General features: G+C 64.2%; 1 protein-coding gene. It reads left to right on the forward strand.

Going from position 1 to position 21,324, the window contains the following annotated elements:
* Positions 1 to 134: 134 nt before the first annotated feature.
* The gene (locus tag ACZYSM_RS19485; RefSeq protein ID WP_489073641.1) at positions 135 to 21,278 is read left to right on the forward strand and encodes a non-ribosomal peptide synthase/polyketide synthase; all 21,144 of its coding nucleotides are present in this window, start codon (positions 135 to 137) and stop codon (positions 21,276 to 21,278) included.
* Positions 21,279 to 21,324: the final 46 nt, after the last annotated feature.

Raw genomic sequence — 21,324 nt, forward strand, 5'->3', positions numbered from 1 at the left:
TTAAACCTGACGATAACGGTGTCCTGCCCACGACGGGCTTGGCGCTGCTGCTCAATGCACGATGCACGATGCACAGGTTGCAATTGAAACCGGACTTTCTCGTCACTGTTTTCGAATCTTAAGCAGGTCACAACATGCACTTCAGCGAATTGATGGCAGTTCTTTCGACCCACGCGATCCATCTGCAACGTGAGGAGGATGATTTGATCATCCTCGGCGACGATGAGGCGCTTGATGATGGGTTGATCGACAACGTGCGCACACACAAGGCGCAATTGCTTGAGTTGATAACCCGCAACGGGGGTGACTGGTTGAGCCCGGCTTACCGCATTACCCCGCAGATGCTGCCGTTGACCACGCTGGACCAGGCGACCATCGACCAGATCGTCGACGCCGTGCCGGGCGGGCTGGCCAATGTGAAGGACATCTACCCGCTGGCGCCGTTGCAGGAAGGCATGCTGTACCACCACTTGAGCGCTGAGCAGGGCGACCCCTATTTGCTGCAGTCGCAGTACGCCTTCGACAGCCGCGCGCGCCTGGAGCACTTCATTCAGGCGCTGCAATACGTGATCAAGCGTCATGACATCCTGCGGACCACCGTGGTCTGGGAAAGCCTGGATGAACCGGTGCAGGTAGTGCTGCGCAAGGCCACGTTGAACCATGAAGAACTGCACCTGGATCCGCGCGACGGCGATGTGCTGGGCCAGTTGCGCGGCCGCTTCGATGCCCGCCACTATCGCCTGGACATCCGCGAGGCGCCGATGATGCGCGTGGCGTTTGCCCTGGATTCGCCGAACCAGCGCTGGGTGGCGGTGCTGCTGTTTCACCATATGGCCCTGGACCATACCGCGATGGAAGTGGTGCAGCACGAGATGCAAGCCTTCCTGCTCGGGCAGACCGAGCACCTGGGTGAGCCGGTGCCGTACCGCAACTATGTGGCCCAGGCGCTCTTGGGGGTCAGTGAGCAACAACACGAAACATTCTTTCGCGAGATGCTTGGCGACATTGATGAGCCGACGCTGCCGTTCGGTTTGCAGGATGTGCAGGGTGATGGCCACGGCATTGAAGAAAGCCACCTGATGCTCGACAACGGCTTGAGCAAGCGTCTGCGCGTGCAGGCGCGGCAATTGGGCGTCAGCGCGGCCAGCGTCATGCACCTGGCACTGGCCCAAGTGCTGGGCAAAGTTTCCGGGCGCCAAGAGGTGGTGTTCGGCACTGTGCTGTTGGGCCGCATGCACGCGGGCGAAGGATCGGATCGCGCCCTGGGGATGTTCATCAACACGTTGCCGCTGCGCGTGAGCGTGGGTGAGCAAAGCGTACGCAGCGGCCTGAAGCTGACCCATCAGCGTCTCACCGCCTTGCTCCAGCATGAACACGCCTCGTTGGCCCTGGCCCAGCGTTGCAGTGCCGTTGCGCCGCCCACGCCGCTGTTCAGCGCCATGCTCAACTACCGCCACAGTGCTTCAGGCAGCAGTGCCGAGGCCCAGGCGGCCTGGGCCGGCATGCAAGCCCTGGGCGCTGAAGAGCGCACCAACTACCCGCTGACCGTCAACCTCGACGACCTGGGTGAAGACTTTCACATCACCGTACTCGCCGACGCCGAAATCGGTGCGTCGCGCGTCGCCCATTACCTGCATGCGGCACTGGAAAGTCAGGTAGCTGCCCTGGAACACGCGCCAGAGGCGCCCCTGCAAAGCCTGGGTATCCTGCCGGCGACCGAACGCCAACACCTGCTGCAACACTGGAACAGCAGCGACAAAGTGTTTGCCGACAGTGCGTTGATTCATGGCCAATTCCAAGCGCAGGCGGCGGCACACCCCGATGCCTGTGCGCTGGTCTATGAAGGCCGGCACTTGAGCTACGGCGAACTGAACCGCCGCGCCAACCAGGTTGCGCATCGCCTGTTGAGCCTGGGTGTGCGCGTGGATGACCGCGTAGCGATCTGCGTCGAACGTGGGCTGGAGATGATCGTCGGCCTGTTGGGCATCCTCAAGGCCGGGGCCGGCTATGTACCGATTGACCCGGCCTATCCGCAGGAGCGCATCAGCTACACCCTGCAAGACAGCGCACCGGTGGCGGTGCTGGTGCAGCAGGCGACTTACGCCTTGGTGGCCGAGTTGTCGGTGCCGGTGATCGACCTGGACGCTGGCGATTGCCGCGCTGAATCGACCGATAACCCTGACGTGCCGGGCCTGACCGCAGCGAACCTGGCCTATGTGATCTACACCTCCGGCTCTACTGGGCTACCCAAAGGCGTGATGATCGAACACCGCAATGTGGCGCGATTGTTCAGCGCCACTGAGGCTTGGTTCAACTTCAATGATCAGGACGTGTGGGCCTTGTTCCATTCGTTTGCCTTTGACTTCTCCGTATGGGAAATCTGGGGTGCGCTGATGCACGGCGGGCAGTTGCTGATAGTGCCGCAGCTCACCAGTCGCTCGCCAGACGCCTGTTATGCGCTGCTGTGCAGCGCGGGCGTCACCGTCCTCAACCAGACGCCGAGTGCTTTCCGTTCGTTGATCGCGGCTCAGGGCCAGAGCGAACTCAAGCACGCCCTGCGCCAGGTGATCTTCGGCGGCGAAGCCCTGGAACCGGGGATTCTCAAACCGTGGTATGCGCGCAGCAGCAACGTCGGCACGCAACTGGTGAACATGTACGGCATCACCGAAACCACGGTGCACGTGACCTATCGCGCGCTTGCTGCGGCGGATGCACAGTTGGTGGGCGTTAGCCCCATCGGCGGGCGCATTCCCGACCTGCAGCTGTATGTACTGGACGAGCAGCGTGAGCCGGTACCGGTCGGCGTGGTGGGCGAGTTGTATGTCGGCGGCGCCGGGGTTGCCCGTGGCTATCTGAACCGGCCGGAACTGAATGCCGAACGGTTTATTGCCGACCCTTTCAGCACCCGCGCCGCGGCGCGCTTGTATCGCAGCGGTGACCTCGGGCGTCGCCTGGCCGATGGCAGCATCGACTACCTGGGGCGCAATGACGATCAGGTTAAAATCCGTGGTTTCCGCATTGAGCTGGGTGAGATCGAAGCGCGCCTGGCTGCCTGTGACGGCGTGCGCGAGGCCGTGGTGATTGCCCGTGAAGATGAGCCCGGCGACAAACGCCTGGTGGCCTACGTCATCGCCCGCGACGGCGTCGAACCTTCGGCCGCCGAGTTACGCCAGCAGTTGCTGCTGTCCCTGGCTGAGTACATGGTACCTGCCGCCTTTGTGCGGGTGGCGCAGTTCCCGTTGACCACCAACGGCAAGCTCGACCGCAAAGCCCTGCCGGCGCCGGATGCCGACGCGTTGGCGCGCCGGCAATACGCGGCCCCCGAAGGTGAGGTAGAAGCCACTATTGCCGCGATCTGGCAAGACCTGCTCGGGGTGGAGCGCGTGGGCCGTGAGGATCACTTTTTCGAACTGGGCGGTCACTCACTGTTGGCCGTCAAGCTGATCGAGCGCATGCGTCAGGTCGGCCTGGGCGCCGATGTGCGCGTATTGTTTGGCCAACCGACCCTGGCCGCACTCGCGGCCGCCGTGGCCGGTGCGAACAAGGATGTGGTGGTGCCCGCCCGTCGGGTGCCCGAGGGTTGCGAACACATCACCCCGGACATGCTGCCCCTGGCTGAGTTAGACCAGACCGCCATCGACCGCATTGTTGCGACGGTGCCGGGCGGTGCGGCCAACGTCCAGGAAATCTACAGCCTGGCGCCGCTGCAAGAAGGGATCTTGTATCACCATCTTGCCGCTGCCCAAGGCGATCCCTACCTGCAATACGTGACCTTCAGCTTTGACAGCCGCGAGCGCCTGCAACGGTTTGCCGCTGCGCTGCAAGGCGCGATTTCCCGGCATGACATCCTGCGCACCGCGGTGGTGTGGGAGCGTCTTGATGAGCCGGTGCAAGTGGTCTGGCGCGAAGCTGAGCTGGGCGTCGACGAGATTCACCTGGACCCGGCCGGCGGCGATATCGCCACGCAATTGACCGAATGCCTCAACCCGCGTCATCACCGCCTGGATATTCGCCAGGCGCCGATGATGCGCATCGGTTACAGCGAAGATGCGCCGAACCAACGCTGGGTCGCGGTGTTGCTTCTGCATCATCTGGTGGATGACGCCACCTCGCTGCGGATGCTGACGTCGGAGATCGAAGCCCACACCCGTGGCGAAGAAGCGTTGCTGGCCCCGTCCGTGCCGTACCGTAATTATGTGGCGCAGGCACGCCAGGGCGTGAGCCGCGAGGAGCACGAAGCGTTCTTCACCGAGATGTTGGGGGACATTGACGAGCCCACCTTGCCGTTTGGCCTGCAAGACGTGCAGGGCGACGGTCATGGCGTCGAGGAGGTGGTCCTGGAGCTGGATGATCGCCTCAGCCAGCGTTTGCGCGCGCAGTCACGCCAACTGGGTGTGACGCCGGCCAGCCTGTATCACTTGGCATGGGCCCGGGTGCTGGGTGGCCTTTCGGGGCGCAACGATGTGGTGTTCGGCACCGTATTGCTGGGACGTTTGCAGGGCGGTGAAGGTTCCGACCGTGCCCTCGGCATGTTTATCAATACCTTGCCGTTGCGGGTCAGCCTGGGTGAGGCCGGTGTGCGCGCCATGGTCAAGAGCACCCACACACGCTTGACCGGTTTGCTCGGCCATGAGCATGCCTCGCTGGTGCTGGCGCAGCGCTGCAGCAAAATCGCGGCATCCACACCCCTGTTCAGTTCGCTGCTCAACTATCGCCAGCTCGGCGGTGCAGACGTCTCGGCAGAAGCGGTAGCGGCATGGGAAGGCATTGCGGTGCTCGACAGCAAGGAGCGCACCAACTACCCGCTGACCCTGTCGGTCAACGACATGGGCGAGGCATTCAGCCTGTCGGTGATGGCCGATGCGGCGATTGGCGCCGCCCGGGTCTGCGGTTACATGCAGTGCGTCCTCGACAACCTCGTGCAAGCCTTGGAGCAGACCCCGCAGGCCTCGTTGCGAGGCCTGGGGATGCTGCCGGCGCTTGAGCGCGAGCACCTGTTGCAGCACTGGAACGCCACCGACAGCCTGTTTGCCGACGCGGCCTTGATCCACCACCAGGTTGAGCAGAATGCCGCTGAACGCCCTGACGCGACCGCCGTGCTGTTTGACGATGAGCGCTTGAGCTACGGCGAACTGAACCGCCGCGCCAACCAGGTTGCGCATCGCCTGTTGAGCCTGGGTGTGCGCGTGGATGACCGCGTAGCGATCTGCGTCGAACGTGGGCTGGAGATGATCGTCGGCCTGTTGGGCATCCTCAAGGCCGGGGCCGGCTATGTACCGATTGACCCGGCCTATCCGCAGGAGCGCATCAGCTACACCCTGCAAGACAGCGCACCGGTGGCGGTGCTGGTGCAGCAGGCGACTTACGCCTTGGTGGCCGAGTTGTCGGTGCCGGTGATCGACCTGGATTCGGCGGGCTTGCAAGTCGAGTCAGCGCTGAACCCACACGTGCCCGACCTCACCTCGGCGAACCTGGCCTATGTGATCTACACCTCCGGCTCTACTGGGCTACCCAAAGGCGTAATGATCGAACACCGCAACGTAGCGCGCTTGTTCAGCGCCACCGAAGGCTGGTTCAACTTCAACAAGCAGGACGTGTGGGCGCTGTTCCACTCGTTTGCCTTCGACTTCTCCGTGTGGGAAATCTGGGGTGCGCTGATCCATGGCGGCCAGTTGCTGGTGGTGCCGCAGCTCACCAGCCGTTCGCCGGACGAATGTTATGCGCTTCTGTGCAGCGCCGGCGTCACCATCCTCAACCAGACGCCGAGTGCCTTTCGTTCGTTGATTGCCGCCCAGGGCCAGAGTGCCTTGAAGCACTCCCTGCGGCAGGTGATCTTCGGTGGCGAAGCCCTGGAACCGGGGATTCTCAAGCCCTGGTATGCGCGCACGACCAACGCCGGCACGCAACTGGTGAACATGTACGGCATCACCGAAACCACCGTGCACGTGACCTATCGTGCCCTTGAAGCGGCGGACGCCCAGTTGGTGGGCGTTAGCCCCATCGGCGGGCGCATTCCGGACTTGCAGTTGTATGTCCTTGACGACCAGCGCGAACTCGTGCCGGTGGGTGTCGTCGGTGAACTGTATGTCGGTGGCGCGGGGGTTGCCCGTGGCTACCTGAACCGACCTGAATTGAACGCCGAACGATTTATCGCCGACCCGTTCAGCGGCCGTGCTGATGCCCGCCTGTACAAGACCGGGGACTTGGGGCGTTGGCTGGCAGACGGCAGCATTGACTACCTGGGGCGCAATGACGACCAGGTGAAGATCCGTGGTTTCCGCATTGAGTTGGGTGAGATCGAAGCGCGCCTGGCCGCCTGTGAAGGCGTGCGTGAAGCCGTAGTGATTGCCCGCGAAGACGCGTCCGGCAACAAGCGCCTGGTGGCTTATGTCATCGCGGCCGAGGGCGCCGAGCCGTCGACCACGGCGTTGCGCACTGAATTGTTGGTGTCGCTGGCCGACTATATGGTGCCCAGCGCGTTCGTCATGCTGGCGCGCTTGCCACTGACCACCAACGGCAAGCTTGATCGCAAGGCCCTGCCGGCACCCGACGGCGACGCCCTGGCCCGGCGCGAATACGAGCGCCCTGAAGGCGATGTCGAGCAGACCCTCGCGGCGCTGTGGCAAGAGTTGCTTGACGTGGCTCGCGTGGGTCGCCATGACAACTTCTTTGAGCTGGGCGGTCATTCGCTGCTGGCGGTCAAATTGATCGAGCGCATGCGTCAGATCGACTTGAGCGCCGACGTGCGCGTGTTGTTCGGCCAACCGACCCTGGCGGCTTTGGCAGCGGCCGTCGGTGGTCATCAAGAGCTGGTGGTACCGGCCAACCTGATCGGCCGGGACTGCTCCCGTATCACGCCGGACTTGCTGCCGCTGGTCGACTTGGACCAGGCGGCCATCGACCGCATCGTCGCCAGTGTGCCGGGCGGTACGCGCAACGTGCAGGACATCTACGCGCTGGCGCCGTTGCAGGACGGCATGCTCTACCATCACTTGGCTGCGCCGCAAGGCGATGCCTACTTGCTGCATATGTTGTTTGCCTTCACCGGACCGGAGCCGGTGAACCAGTTCGCCAAGGCACTGCAGAGCGTCATCGACCGCCACGACATCTTGCGCAGCAGTATTGTCTGGGACGGGCTCGAAGAGCCGGTGCAGGTGGTTTGGCGCCAGGCAACCCTGGGCCTGGAAGAAGTGGTGATCGACGCGGCCGACGGTGACGTACTGGCGCAATTGCACAGTCAGTTCGACCCGCGCCATTACCGCCTGGATATGCAGCGTGCGCCGCTGATGCACCTGGCCTATACCCAGGACAGCGCCAACCAGCGCTGGGTGGGCATCCTGTTGTTCCATCACATGATGCTCGACCACACTGCCCTTGAGGTGCTGATCGAGGAAGTCCAGGCCAGCCTCAAGGGCCATACCGAACACTTGGCGCCGTCGATTCCGTATCGTAACCATGTGGCACAGTCGCGCCTCGGTGCTGATCGACAGGCCCATGAACGCTTCTTCACCGACCTGCTCGGTGACATTGACGAACCGACCTTGGCCTTCGGCCTGCGCGATGTGCAGGGCGATGGCAGCGGTGTCGAAGAAGCCCACCTGATGCTCGACAGTCAATTGAGCGCGCGCCTGCGTGAGCAAGCGCGTCTGCTCGGGGTCAGCGCCGCGAGCCTGATGCACCTGGCCTGGGGTCAGGTGTTGGCGCAGGTTGCCGGGCGTGACGAAGTGGTGTTCGGCACGGTGTTGCTCGGCCGCCTGCAAGGCGGTGAAGGCGCCGGCCGTGCCTTGGGGTTGTTCATCAACACCTTGCCCCTGCGGGTCAGTATCGGTGAGCACGGTGCCCGCGAGGCGGTGCGTGTCACCCACGAACGCCTGTCACAATTGCTTGCCCATGAACACGCGTCTTTGTCCCTGGCTCAGCAGTGCAGCGGCCTGCCGGCGGCGCAAGCGCTGTTCAATACCTTGCTCAACTATCGGCACAGTGCGCCGGTCGAGGCTACAAGTGCGGACATCGCCGCCTGGGATGGCATCCAGGCCCTGAGCATGGAAGAGCGCACCAACTACCCGCTGGTGTTGAACATCGATGATTTTGGCGCGGGCTTCCAACTCAATGCCCAGGCGCTGGAAAAAATCGGTGCGCAACGGGTTTGCGGCTTTATGCAGACAGCCCTGGCGCACTTGGTCAACGCATTGGAAGACACGCCACAGCTGGCCTTGAGTCAATTGTCGGTGCTGTCGGCCGCCGAGCGTGATGCGGTGTTGGTTGATGTCAACGCCACCGCCGTGCACTACCCCGAGGCGCAGACCATCCACCGGCTGTTCGAGGCACAGGTCGAGCGGCAACCGGATGCCACGGCGGTGTGCCAGGGCGACCAGCACATCACGTATCGCCAGCTCAACCAGTGCGCCAATCAGTTGGCCCACCGCCTGCTCGAAGAGGGGGTGCGCCCGGATGACCGCGTGGCCATTTGCGCGCGGCGCAGCCTTGAAACCCTGGTCGGCCTGGTGGCGATCCTCAAGGCCGGCGCGGCGTACGTGCCCATCGACCCGGCCCACCCGCAGGAACGCATCGCCTACCTGTTGCAAGACTGCGCGCCGGTGCTGGTGCTGGCGCAATCGAGTACCCGCTCATTGCTCAGCGACACGCTATTGCCGGTGATCGAGCTGGACAGTGATCAATGGCATCGCCGTCCGACACTTGACCCGAACGTGCAGGGCCTGACTTCAGCGAACCTGGCCTATGTGATCTACACCTCCGGCTCCACCGGCTTGCCCAAAGGGGTCATGGTCGAACACCGTACCCTGGAAAACCTGGTGCATTGGCATTGCCTGGCCTTCAACCTGCACGCCGGTAGCCAAACCTCCAGCGTCGCCGGGTTTGGCTTTGACGCCATGGCCTGGGAAGTCTGGCCAGCCCTTTGCGTGGGGGCGACCCTGCACCTGCCGCCGGCCAAGGAGGGCAGCGAAGACATCGATGCGCTGTTGCATTGGTGGCTGGCACAGCCGCTTGACGTGAGCTTCCTGCCGACTCCAGTGGCGGAATACGCGTTCAGCCAGCACATGCAACACCCGACCCTTAAAACCTTGCTGATCGGCGGCGACCGCCTGCGCCAGTTCAGCACGCCGCAGCGTTTCCAGGTGGTCAACAACTATGGTCCGACCGAGGCTACGGTGGTTGCCACTTCCGGCCTGATCAACCCCGGCCAACACCTGCACATCGGCAAACCCATCGCCAACACCCAGGTCTACCTGCTCGACGAGCACCTCAAGCCCGTGCCCAAAGGCGTGGTCGGTGAGCTGTACGTCGGTGGTGCCGGTGTGGCGCGCGGTTACCTCAACCGCCCGGAACTGAGCGCCGAACGTTTCCTGCGTGACCCGTTCAGCCAGGACCCGTTGGCGCGCCTGTATCGTACCGGCGACCTGGCACGCTGGCTGGAGGAGGGCACCCTGGACTACCTGGGCCGTAACGACGACCAGGTGAAAATCCGTGGCGTGCGCATCGAGCTCGGCGAAATCGAAAGTCGCTTGAGCGAGTACCCGGACGTCAGCGAAACCGTGGTGCTGGCGCGTGAAGGGCGCCTGGTGGCGTACTTCACCGAACACCAGCCGGTCGACCGTCAAGCCCTGCGCAGTGCGTTGCAGGCACAGTTGCCGGAGTACATGGTGCCAACGGTGTATGTGCGCCTGGACAGCCTGCCGCTGACCGCCAATGGCAAGCTGGACCGCAAGGCCCTGCCGGTTCCCGATCAGGAGGCATTACTCACTCGCGGCTACGCAGCGCCCGAGGGTGAGGTGGAAATCGCCCTGGCGCAGATCTGGAGCCAGGTGCTCAAGGTCGAGGAGGTCGGGAGCGAGGATCACTTCTTTGAACTGGGCGGCCACTCGTTGCTGGCCATGCGTTTGATCTCCCAGGTACGCCTGCACTTGGGCGTGGAGCTGGACCTGGCGGCGCTGTTTGCGCACCCGCAGCTCTCGGCACTCGCGCAGGTAGTGGCCAAGGCCGGGCGCAGCCACTTGCCGGCGATTGTGCCGGTGTCCCGCGAAGAATCGTTGCCGCTGTCGTTTGCCCAGCAACGCCTGTGGTTCCTGGCACAGATGGACAATGCCGCAGCGGCCTATAACATGCCGATCGGTCTGGGCCTGCATGGCGCACTGGACGCCCTGGCGCTGGAGCGCGCACTGACGCAGATCGTCAGTCGCCATGAAGTGCTGCGCAGCGCCTTCGTGGTGGACAATGATGAACCGCAGCTGGTGCTTACTCCGGTCGAAGGTTCGTTCGTACTGGTGCAGGATGATCTGCGCGGACAGGCCGACGCCCCGCAGCAATTGCAGGCACTGACCGAGCATGAAGCACTGGCGCCGTTCGACCTGGTCAACGGCCCACTGCTGCGGGCGCGCCTGGTACGCCTGGGCGATGAGCACCATGTGTTGCTGCTGACCGTGCACCATATTGCTGCCGATGGCTGGTCGATGGGCGTGCTGACCCGCGAAATGGTGGCGTTGTATGGCGCCTACAGCCAGGGCCTGGCCGATCCGTTGCCGCCGTTGGCGTTGCAATACGCCGACTTTGCCGTGTGGCAGCGCCGCTGGTTGAGTGGCGAGGTGCTGCACAAGCAGAACCTGTATTGGCAGCAGACCCTGGCCGGCGCGCCGGCCGTGTTGACCCTGCCCACCGACCGCCCGCGTCCGGCGCAGCAGGACTTCAGCGGCGCGGTGCTGCCATTGCAGCTGGATGTGCCGTTGAGCGAGGGCCTCAAGGCGCTCAGCCAGCGGCATGGCACCACCTTGTACATGACCCTGCTGGCGGCGTGGGCTGTGTTGCTGAGCCGCTTGTCCGGGCAGGATGAAGTGGTCATCGGCTCGCCGGTAGCCAACCGCAACCGGGTCGAAGTGGAGAGCCTGATCGGCCTGTTCGTCAACACCCTGGCGGTGCGCATCGATGCCTCGGGCGAACCGACGGTGCAAACCTTGCTGGCGCGGGTCAAGACCCAGGCGCTGGGCGCGCAGGCGCATCAGGACCTGCCGTTCGAGCAAGTGGTGGATATCGTCAAGCCGGTGCGCAGCATGGCCTACAGCCCGCTGTTCCAGACCATGCTGACCTGGCAGGGCAGCGAGGGCGCGGCACCGGCATTCGGCGACCTTATAGTGGAGGGCGGCGGCCAGATCAACACAGCGGCCAAGTTCGACCTGTCCCTCGAATTGAGCGAAGCCCAAGGCCATATCATCGGTTCCCTGAGCTACGCCACGGCGCTGTTCGATGAGGCGACCCTCGCGCGTCACCTGGGTTATTTCGAGCGCCTGTTGCAGGCCATGGTCAGCGATGATCAGGGTGTGCTGGCGCGCGTGCCGTTGCTCGATGAGCCGGAGCGCCAACAGCAACTGGCCGCGCTCAGTGGCCAGCGCACACCGCTCAACCCCGGCACCGTGCACAGCCTGTTTGAAGCACAGGCCGTGCGCACCCCGCAAGCACTGGCAGTGCAGGCGGGTGATCATTCGCTGACCTACCGCGAGCTCAACGAGCGCGCCAACCAACTGGCCCATCATCTGCGCCAGCTCGGCGTACAACCGGATGCACGTGTAGCGATTTGTGTCGAGCGCAGCCCTGAGTTGATCGTCGGTCTGCTGGCGATTCTTAAGGCCGGCGGCGCCTACGTACCGATCGACGCGAACTACCCGCTGGAGCGTATTCACTACATGCTGCAAGACAGCGCTCCAGCGGCGTTGCTGGTGCACGGCGTGACCGCACAGCTGGCCTGCGCGCCGGGGCTGCCAGTGGTCGACCTTGACGGTGACGATTGGCGCGAGCACGCCCTGCATAACCCGCAGGTGGCCGGGCTGAGCCCGACGCACCTGACCTACGTGATCTACACCTCGGGCTCCACCGGTCAGCCCAAAGGCGTGATGGTCGAGCACCAGGGCGTGGTCAACATGCTTGGCTGGTACCTAGAAGACGTCGGGCTGGACGCCAGCGATGCGGTGCTGCTGCTGACCTCCCACAGCTTCGACCTGACCCAGAAAAACATCTTCGCCAGCCTTGCCGTCGGTGCCACCTTGCACCTGGCGGACAGCCCGTTTGATCCGGTGAGTATCGTGCGCCAGATCGGCGAGCAGGCGATCACTCACATCAACCTGGCACCGAGTGCGTTCTATGCGCTGATCGATGCCGACCAACAACAGGTCTTGAGCGGCCTGCGCAGGGTGGTCCTGGGCGGTGAGCCGATCAAACTGTCGCAATTGGAAAAACTACAGGCCCCACGCCCACTCTTTATCAACAGCTATGGCCCGACCGAGTGCAGCGACGTGGTTGCGTGGCATGCGGTCGACGCCGACCTTTCGAGCTATGGGGCGGGCGATATTCCCCTGGGCCGGCCATTGCGCAACCTGACGCTCTACGTGCTGGATGCCTACGGGCAACCGATGCCGACCGGCAGCGTCGGTGAGCTGTACATCGGCGGCGCCGGTGTGGCGCGCGGTTACCTCAACCGTGAAGAACTGACGGCCGAGCGTTTCCTCGACGACCCGCACACCACCGGCGGGCGCATGTACCGCACCGGCGACCTGGCGCGCTATCGTACAGACGGCACGCTCGACTACCTGGGGCGCAATGACGACCAGGTCAAAATTCGCGGCCTGCGCATCGAGCTCGGTGAAATCGAAGTTTTGCTCGCGGCCTATCCCGAGGTCATCGAAGCGGCAGTACTGGTGCGTGATGAACGCCTGGTGGCGTACTTCACAGGGCAGGCGCCAAAGGTCGAAGACCTGCGCACCTACCTGCAAGGCGCACTGCCGGAGTACATGGTGCCGTCGGCCTATGTGCAGCTTGCGGTATGGCCGCTGAGCCCCAACGGCAAGCTGGATCGCAAGGCGCTGCCGGCGCCGGGCCTCGATGCGGTAGTCAGTGGCGTGTATGAAGCCCCCGAGGGCGAGCTTGAAACCACGCTGGCGCAGATCTGGCAGGATTTGCTGGGGTTGGAGCAGGTCGGCCGCCAGGGGCATTTCTTTGAATTGGGCGGGCATTCGCTGTTGGCGATGCGCCTGATCTCCCAGGTGCGCCAGCGTCTGGGCGTGGAGTTGAGCCTGGCCGAGTTGTTTGCCCAGCCGCAACTGGCCGCGTTGGCCCAGGTGCTGGCCCAGGCGGCGCGCAGCACCTTGCCGGCCATCCTGCCGGTGCCAAGGGGCCAGGACTTGCCGCTGTCGTTCGCCCAGCAACGTTTGTGGTTCCTGGCGCAGATGGAAGGCGCCAGTACTGCCTACAACATGCCGATTGCCCTCGGGCTGCGGGGCCACCTGGATGCCCAGGCGCTGGAACGCGCCCTGGCCTCCATCGTGGCGCGTCACGAAGCCCTGCGCAGTCGGTTTGTGCAACACAACGATGAACCACTGGTGTGTATTGACCCGGCCGAGCAGGGGTTCGCGCTGCTGCGCCTGCCAGTCGACAACGACGTCGCGTTGCAGGCGCATATCAGTGCCGACGCGTTGGAACCCTTCGACCTGGAGCAAGGACCGTTGATTCGTGCCTGCCTGTTGCAGCGTGCCGACGATCACCATGTGCTGTTGCTGACCATGCACCACATTGTCTCCGATGGCTGGTCGATGGGTGTGCTGACCCGTGAGCTGATGGCGCTGTACGAGGCGTTCCGTCTTGGCCACGCCGATCCACTGCCGCCGTTGACCCTGCAATACAGCGACTTTGCCGTATGGCAACGGCGTTGGTTGAGTGGCGAAGTCCTGCAGCAGCAAAGCCAGTACTGGCAGCAAGCGCTCGCCGATGCGCCTGCACTGCTGATGCTACCCACCGACCGCCCACGGCCGGCTCGCCAGGACTACAGCGGCGCCACCTTGAGCCTGCTGCTCGACGTCAACCTGACCGCCGGGCTCAAGGCTCTGAGCCAGCGTCACGGCACCACGTTGTACATGACCATGATGGCGGCGTGGGCCGCGTTGCTCTGCCGGTTGTCAGGCCAGGATGAAGTGGTGATCGGCTCGCCGACCGCCAACCGCATGCGTGCCGAAGTCGAAGGGCTGATCGGCCTGTTCGTCAACACCCTGGCGGTGCGTCTCGGCGCCGGCGAAGACTGGAGCGTGGCAGCCTTGCTGGCCCATGCCAAGGACCGCACGCTGGCGGCGCAGGCCCATCAAGACTTGCCGTTCGAGCAAGTGGTGGAGGTGCTCAAGCCGGCGCGCAGCCTGGCCCATAGCCCGGTATTCCAGACCTTGCTGACCTGGCAGAACAGCGACGGCCCAAGCCTGGTGATGGGCGACTTGCAGTTCGAAGGGGTTGGCGAGGCCAGCAGTTTTTCCAAGTTCGACCTGTCATTGGACCTCAGCGAAGTGCAGGGCCACATCGCCGGCGCACTGGAGTACGCCACCGCGCTGTTCGACGAGACCACGATGCAACGTTATCTGGGCTATTTCGAGCGCCTGCTGCAGGCGATGGTCACCGATGACCAGGCCCTGCTGGCACACATCCCGTTGCTGGATGAAGACGAGCGCGACTACCTGCTGCACGACCTCAACGCCAACCACGTGGCCTATCCGCACGACAGCACCATTCACCAGTTGTTCGAGGCCCAGGTCGAGGCGCATCCGCAGGCCATCGCCGTGGCGTTCGAACAGCAACGCCTCAGTTATGCCGAGCTGAACCGCCGGGCCAACCGCCTTGCGCACCAGTTGATCGGCCTGGGGGTCGGCCCGGATGACCGCGTGGCAATCTGCGCCGAGCGGGGCGATGAAGTGCTGGTGGGCCTGCTCGGGGTGCTGAAGGCCGGCGCCGCCTATGTGCCGCTGGACCCCAACTACCCGCCGGAGCGCCTGGCCTACATGATCGCCGACAGTGCGCCGTCGGTGGTGCTGAGCCAGCGCATGCTGCTGGAGCGCCTGCCGGCGTTGGCGATTGCGCACGTGTTGCTCGATGCGCCACATACGGGTGCCGAACACAACCCACAGGTACCGGGCCTGACAGCTCGTCACCTGGCGTATGTGATCTACACCTCGGGTTCGACCGGCAATCCCAAGGGCGTGATGATCGAGCACCGTGGGCTGGTCAACTACAGCCTGGACGCCGCGCGCTTGTTCGGCTTGACCGCGCAGGACACGGTGTTGCAACAAAACACCCTGAACTTCGACCTGTCGGTGGAGGAGATCTTCCCGGCCCTGCTGGCGGGCGCAACCCTGGCGCCGAGCCGCCATGTCTTCGGCAGCGAAGCCGCGAGGGACCCGGCGATCACGCCCACCGTCCTGCACCTGACGGCAGCGCACTGGCACACCCTGGCCGCCGAATGGCACCACACGCCGCACCAGGCCCAGGCGCATTTGCAGCATGTGCGCTTGATCAACGTCACCGGTGATGCGCTGTCGGCGCAGAAGTTGAAGCTGTGGGACGAAGTGCGTCCGGCTCATATCCGGCTGATCAACACCTATGGTCCGACGGAAGCGACGGTGTCCTGCACCGCGGCCTACGTGACCCATAGCGCGGACACCAACGGCAACACGACCATCGGCAAACCGATGGCCAACACCCGTATCTACTTGCTGGACAGCCAGCAGCAGCCGGTGCCGCTCGGTGTGGCGGGGGAGATCTTCATCGGGGGTGAGGGGGTTGCACGCGGTTATCTGAACCTCGACGTAATCAGCGCCGAGCGCTTTATCGCTGACCCGTTCAGCACCGCGCCGGCTGCGCGGATGTACAAGACCGGTGACTTGGCGCGCTACCTGGCCGATGGTTCGATCGAGTACCTGGGCCGCAATGACTTCCAGGTTAAGGTGCGCGGCTTCCGCATCGAATTGGGCGAGATCGAAGCGCGCCTCGGCAACTGCGTCGGGGTCAAGGAAGCGGCCGTGATTGCCCGCGAAGACCTGCCCGGCGAGAAGCGCCTGGTGGCCTACGTGGTGCCGCACGCCGGGGTCAGCCTCACGGCGGCCGGCCTGCGCAGCTACCTGGCGCCGTTACTGGCCGAATACATGATTCCGTCTGCGTTCGTGACCCTCGACGCTTTGCCGCTGACGCCTAATCGCAAGCTCGACCGCAAGGCTTTGCCGGCCCCGGATCATCTGGCGGTGGCCAGCCGTGATTACCAGGCGCCCGAGGGGCGTATCGAACGCAGTCTTGCGCTGATCTGGGCGCAGGTCTTGCAGCTGGAGCAGGTCGGTCGGCATGACAACTTCTTCGAGCTGGGGGGGCATTCGCTGCTGGCGGTCAAACTGGTGGAGCGCATGCGCCAGGAAGACCTTCGGGTCGACGTCGGCGCCTTGTTTACCCACCCAACCCTGGCGGGGTTGGCCAAGGTCGTGGGCAGCCGCCGTGCACTGGTGATCCCGGCCAATGGCATCACCGCCGAGTGCCAACGGATTACCCCGCAGATGTTGCCGCTGGCCAGCCTCGGCCAGGACGAAATCGATAGCCTGGTCGCCAGCGTGCCGGGCCAACTGGCCAACGTGCAGGATATCTACGGCATGACGCCGTTGCAGGAGGGCATTCTCTACCACCATTTGCTTGCGGATGAAGGCGACGTGTACCTGGAGCAGGCGACGTTCAATTTTGACAGCCGCGAGCGCCTCGAAACCTTTGCCCACGCGTTGCAAGGCGTGGTCGAGCGCAACGATATCCTGCGCTCGACCATGCGCTGGGAAGGCTTGAGCGAGCCGGTGCAGGTGGTGCTGCGCCATGTACCATTCGCACTCGAGGAGATCAGCCTGGAAGGCGAGGGTGACGCCGCCGCGCAACTGCGTGAGCGCTTCCACCCGCGCCATTTCCGCATGGACCTGCGCGACGCCCCGCTGATGCGCCTGGTGTGTGCCTATGACGGCCCGCAACAGCAGTGGTCCGCACTGTTTATGTTCCATCACATGCTGTTCGACCACGTCGCCATGGACATCCTGCAATACGAGTTGCAGGCGTTCCTTTCGGGCCAGGAAACCCGCCTGAATGCGCCGGTGCCGTACCGCAACTACGTGGCCCAGGCACGCCTGGGCATGACCGAACAGGAGCATGAAGCGTTCTTCAGCGCGATGCTGGCGGACATCGACGAACCGACCCTGCCGTTCGGCCTGCACGATGTGCAGGTCGGGGGGGCCCTGGAACTGGCGCAACTGCCCGTGGAAGAAGGCCTCGGTCAGCGCCTGCGCAGTGCTGCGCGGCAACTGGGAGTGAGTGCCGCCAGCCTGATTCATGTGGCATGGGCCCAAGTGTTGGCGCATGTCTGCGGCCAGGATGACGTGGTGTTCGGTACCGTGCTGATGGGCGGCATGCAGGGCGGCGAACGCGCCCTGGGGCTGTTTATCAACACCTTGCCGCTGCGTGTGAGCGTGGGTGCCGAAAGCGCGCAGGCTGGGGTCAAGGCTACCCATGCCCGCCTGAGCACGCTGTTGAGCCATGAACACGCATCCCTGGCTTTGGCGCAGCGTTGCAGCGGCGTGGCCGCGCCGGCACCGCTGTTCAGTGCCTTGCTCAACTACCGTCACAGTGTCGGCGCAGCCTCCAGTGAGGACATTGCCGTATGGGCCGGTATCCAGGCCCTGGGCGGTGAAGAGCGTAGTAACTATCCGCTGTCACTGGACGTCGATGACTTTGGCCAGGCCTTTGCCCTGACCGTGCAGGTCAGCCCGGACATCGGCGCGCAGCGCGTATGTGCCTATATGCACGGCGCGTTGGACAGCCTGGTGGACGCCTTGGATCGCACCCCGAACGCTTCACTGAGCAGCCTGGAGATTCTGCCGCTGGTCGAGCGTCGCCAAGTGTTGCTGGACTTCAACCAGACCCGCACCGACGACGCCCAGGATGAACTGATCCATGGGTTGTTCGAGCAACAGGTACTGCGCAATGCCGATGCCATCGCGCTGGAGTTCGACGGTCAGTCGCTCACCTACGGGGAGTTGAATGCCCAGGCCAACCAGTTAGCCCATCATTTGATCGCCCTCGGCGTGCAGCCCGATGACCGTGTAGCCATTGCCCTGGAACGCGGAACCCAGATGGTGGTGGCCTTGCTCGCCAGCCTGAAGGCCGGCGCCGCCTACGTGCCGCTCGACCCGGCCTACCCGCCACAACGCCTGGCCTTCATGCTGGCCGACAGTGCGCCGCGAGTGTTGCTCAGTGAGTATGCGGTACTGCCGTTGATCGGTGCGCTGCCACAGGCGTTGCACGTGGTGACCTTGAACAGTGCGCTGCAACCCTGGCGTGAGCTGAGCGAGCACAACCCGCTCGCGGCTGAACGGGGGCTCGACAGCGGGCACCTGGCCTACGTGCTGTACACCTCCGGCTCCACCGGCACGCCCAAAGGCGTGATGATCGAGCATGCCGGTCTGTGCAACGAGATCCGTGCCATTCGCGGCTTGACCGGCCTGACGGCGGGGGATCGTGCACTGCAATTTGCGACCATCAACTTTGATGCCTCCATCGAGGAGATCTTCGGTGCGCTGACCTGCGGTGCCACCCTGGTGTTGCGCAGCGCTGCCTGGTTGAATGATGCCGCTCAATTCTGGGCGCTGGCGGCGCAGGCGCGTCTGTCGGTGATCAGTCTGCCTACGCGGTTCTGGCAGGGCCTGGCGGACGACCATGTGACCGCCATTCCGACCTCCGTACGGGTGGTCGTGGTGGGTGGCGAAGAACTGAGTCCGGAAGCGGTGCAGCACTGGTTCCTGCGCAGCGGGCATACGCCACGCTTGCTCAATACCTATGGCCCGACCGAGGCCACGATTATCGCCACCGCCAATGAGGTGTTCGCAGCCAACCCGCACCCACGCGCCATTGGCCGTCCGATTGCCAATACCCGCGTGTATGTGCTGGATGCCCATGGCCATCCGACCGGTCTGGGTGTGGCCGGTGAGATTCATATTGCCGGTGCCGGCCTCGCACGAGGCTATCTCAACCAGCCGCAACTGAGCCGCGAGCGCTTCCTGGCCGACCCGTTCAGCGATGCACCAGGCCGAATGTATAAAACCGGTGACCTTGGCCGCTGGCTGCCGGACGGCACGCTGGAGTACCTGGGGCGCAATGATGATCAGGTGAAAATCCGTGGCTTCCGTATGGAACTGGGCGAAGTCGAAAGTGCGCTGCTGGCTTGCGAAGGTGTGCGCGCGGCGGTGGTCGTGGCCCGGGATGACAGCGCAGGGCAGGTCAGCGGCAAGCAGTTGGTGGCCTACCTGTGCGGGACGCCGGTTTCGATCGAGCAACTGCGCGAGGAGCTGCTGACTCACTTACCGCAGTACATGATGCCCAGTGCCTATGTGCAGTTGGACAGCTTGCCAATAACGCCCAATGGCAAGCTGGACCGCAAGGCCCTGCCGGCTCCGGAACAGGTGATGCTCAGCCGCGACTACGAAGCCCCGGCGGATGCGCTGGAAGCTCTGTTGGCGAGCCAGTGGGCCCAGGTGCTGAAACTGCCACGAGTGGGGCGTCACGACAGCTTCTTCGAATCGGGCGGGCACTCGTTACTGGCGATTCGCCTGGTCAGCCTGTTGGCTCAAGCGCAGGTGCAGGTGACGTTGGCGGAGTTGTTCCAGCACGCCAGCGTCGCGTCGATGGCGGCGCTGTTGCGCTTGCGCACCGATGCGCCGGCGCTGGAACAGGGCCTGGTCACCGTGCGTGCCGGGGGCACGCAGGCTCCGCTGTTCCTGGTGCACGAGTTCAGCGGCTTGAATGTGTATTTCCCGGCGCTGGGCCAGCATCTGGACGCTGATACTCCGGTGTACGGGCTCGAAGGCGTGACCTGGGGGGCGCCGCAGTTGCAGACCATGGAATGCCTGGCCGCCCGGCATATCGACCTGATGCGCACGGTTCAACCGCACGGCCCTTACCGCCTGGCCGGTTGGTCGTTCGGCGGGGTACTGGCGTACGAAATCGCGGCGCAGTTGATCGGCATGGACGAGGAGGTGACCTTTCTCGGCTTGCTCGATACCCACGTGCCGCGCCTGGTGGATCAGGGCAAGGCGCGCTGGTCGGTGGCCCATGCCCATAACTTGCATCTGCTTGAACAGTGCCGGGCTTTTTGCCAGGCCCAGGTGCCGGTGGACAGCCACGCGCTGGAGACCCTGGCACAGCTGGAGCGCGAAGCCGAGCAACTGGACTTCAACAGCCTGTTGCAACGCTGTCGCGACGCCGGCTTGTTGCAACCGCAGTTGGCGGCACTGTCACGTGATGGGTTGTGGGCTTACCTGGATCGTGAAGTCGCCCACGGCCATGCGCAGGCGCATTACAACCTGTTCGCGCTGAATATTCCGGTGCATTTGTTCACTGCTGATCAGCGTACCGATGACGCCTCACGCAGCAGCGAGACGCTGGGTTGGGATCAGATCGTGCCGGCCGCGTTGCTGCAACGCATCAATGTACCGGGCGATCACCAGAGCATGATGCAGGCGCCGCACATCGCGGCGCTGGGCCAGGCCCTCGGCACGGCCCTGAGTGCCCTGCCAGCGGCCACGAATCAGGCGCTGCATCAGCCGGTACTGACGATCCAGAGTGGGCAGGCCGGGCGTGCACCGATCTTCTGCATCCCTGGGGCTGGCGACAGCGTTACCGGCTTTATCGGGCTGACCGATGCGTTCGGGCCGGATTGGCCGATCCATGGCCTGCAACCTCGTGGGCTGGACGCCAAATCGGTGCCCCATAGCCGTGTGGAATCGGCGGCGCAGGCGTATCTGGTGGCGCTGGAGCAGCAATGCCCGGTCGGGCCCGTGCATCTGCTGGGGCATTCGTTTGGCGGTTGGGTGGCGTTCGAAATCGCGCTGCGCCTGCAGGCGCTGGGACGTGAAGTGCTGTCCCTGACCCTGGTCGACAGTGAGGCTCCTGGCGGCACCGGCGTAGCCGGCAAGCCGTACACGGCCACCGGTGTGTTGCTGCGGCTGATCGAAACCATGCAACTGGCGGCCGGAAAACCCTTCGGCATTGATCCGCAGGCGTTTGCCAGCCTTGACGAAACGGCGCAACTGGCGGCGTTGCACGGCGCCATGGTGCGGGTCGGCATGCTCTCGGCACGCTCGACCCCGGATGTGATGTATGGCCCGGCGCGTACCTTCGGTGCCGCACTGCGCACGGTGTACCAGCCACGCTCGCGCTTCAACGGCCCTATACGCCTGGTGCTGGCCGATGATCCGACCCTGGACGCCCAGGGCAATCAGCGCGAACAGGCCGGCATGATCGAGGGGTGGAGCCGGCATACCGATCACCTGGAGACCTGGTATGGCCCGGGTAACCATTTCACGTTGCTCAAGGCGCCGTATGTTTACAGCTTGGCGTCCTGGTGGCACGACGGGCTGGTCGTGCCGGTCGGCAAGGTGACCTCATGACCTGTGGCAGAGGGGGAGCCGGCACGGGCGCTTGCGCCCTTACCTG

It is taken from the genome of Pseudomonas sp. F220 (assembly GCF_057813935.1).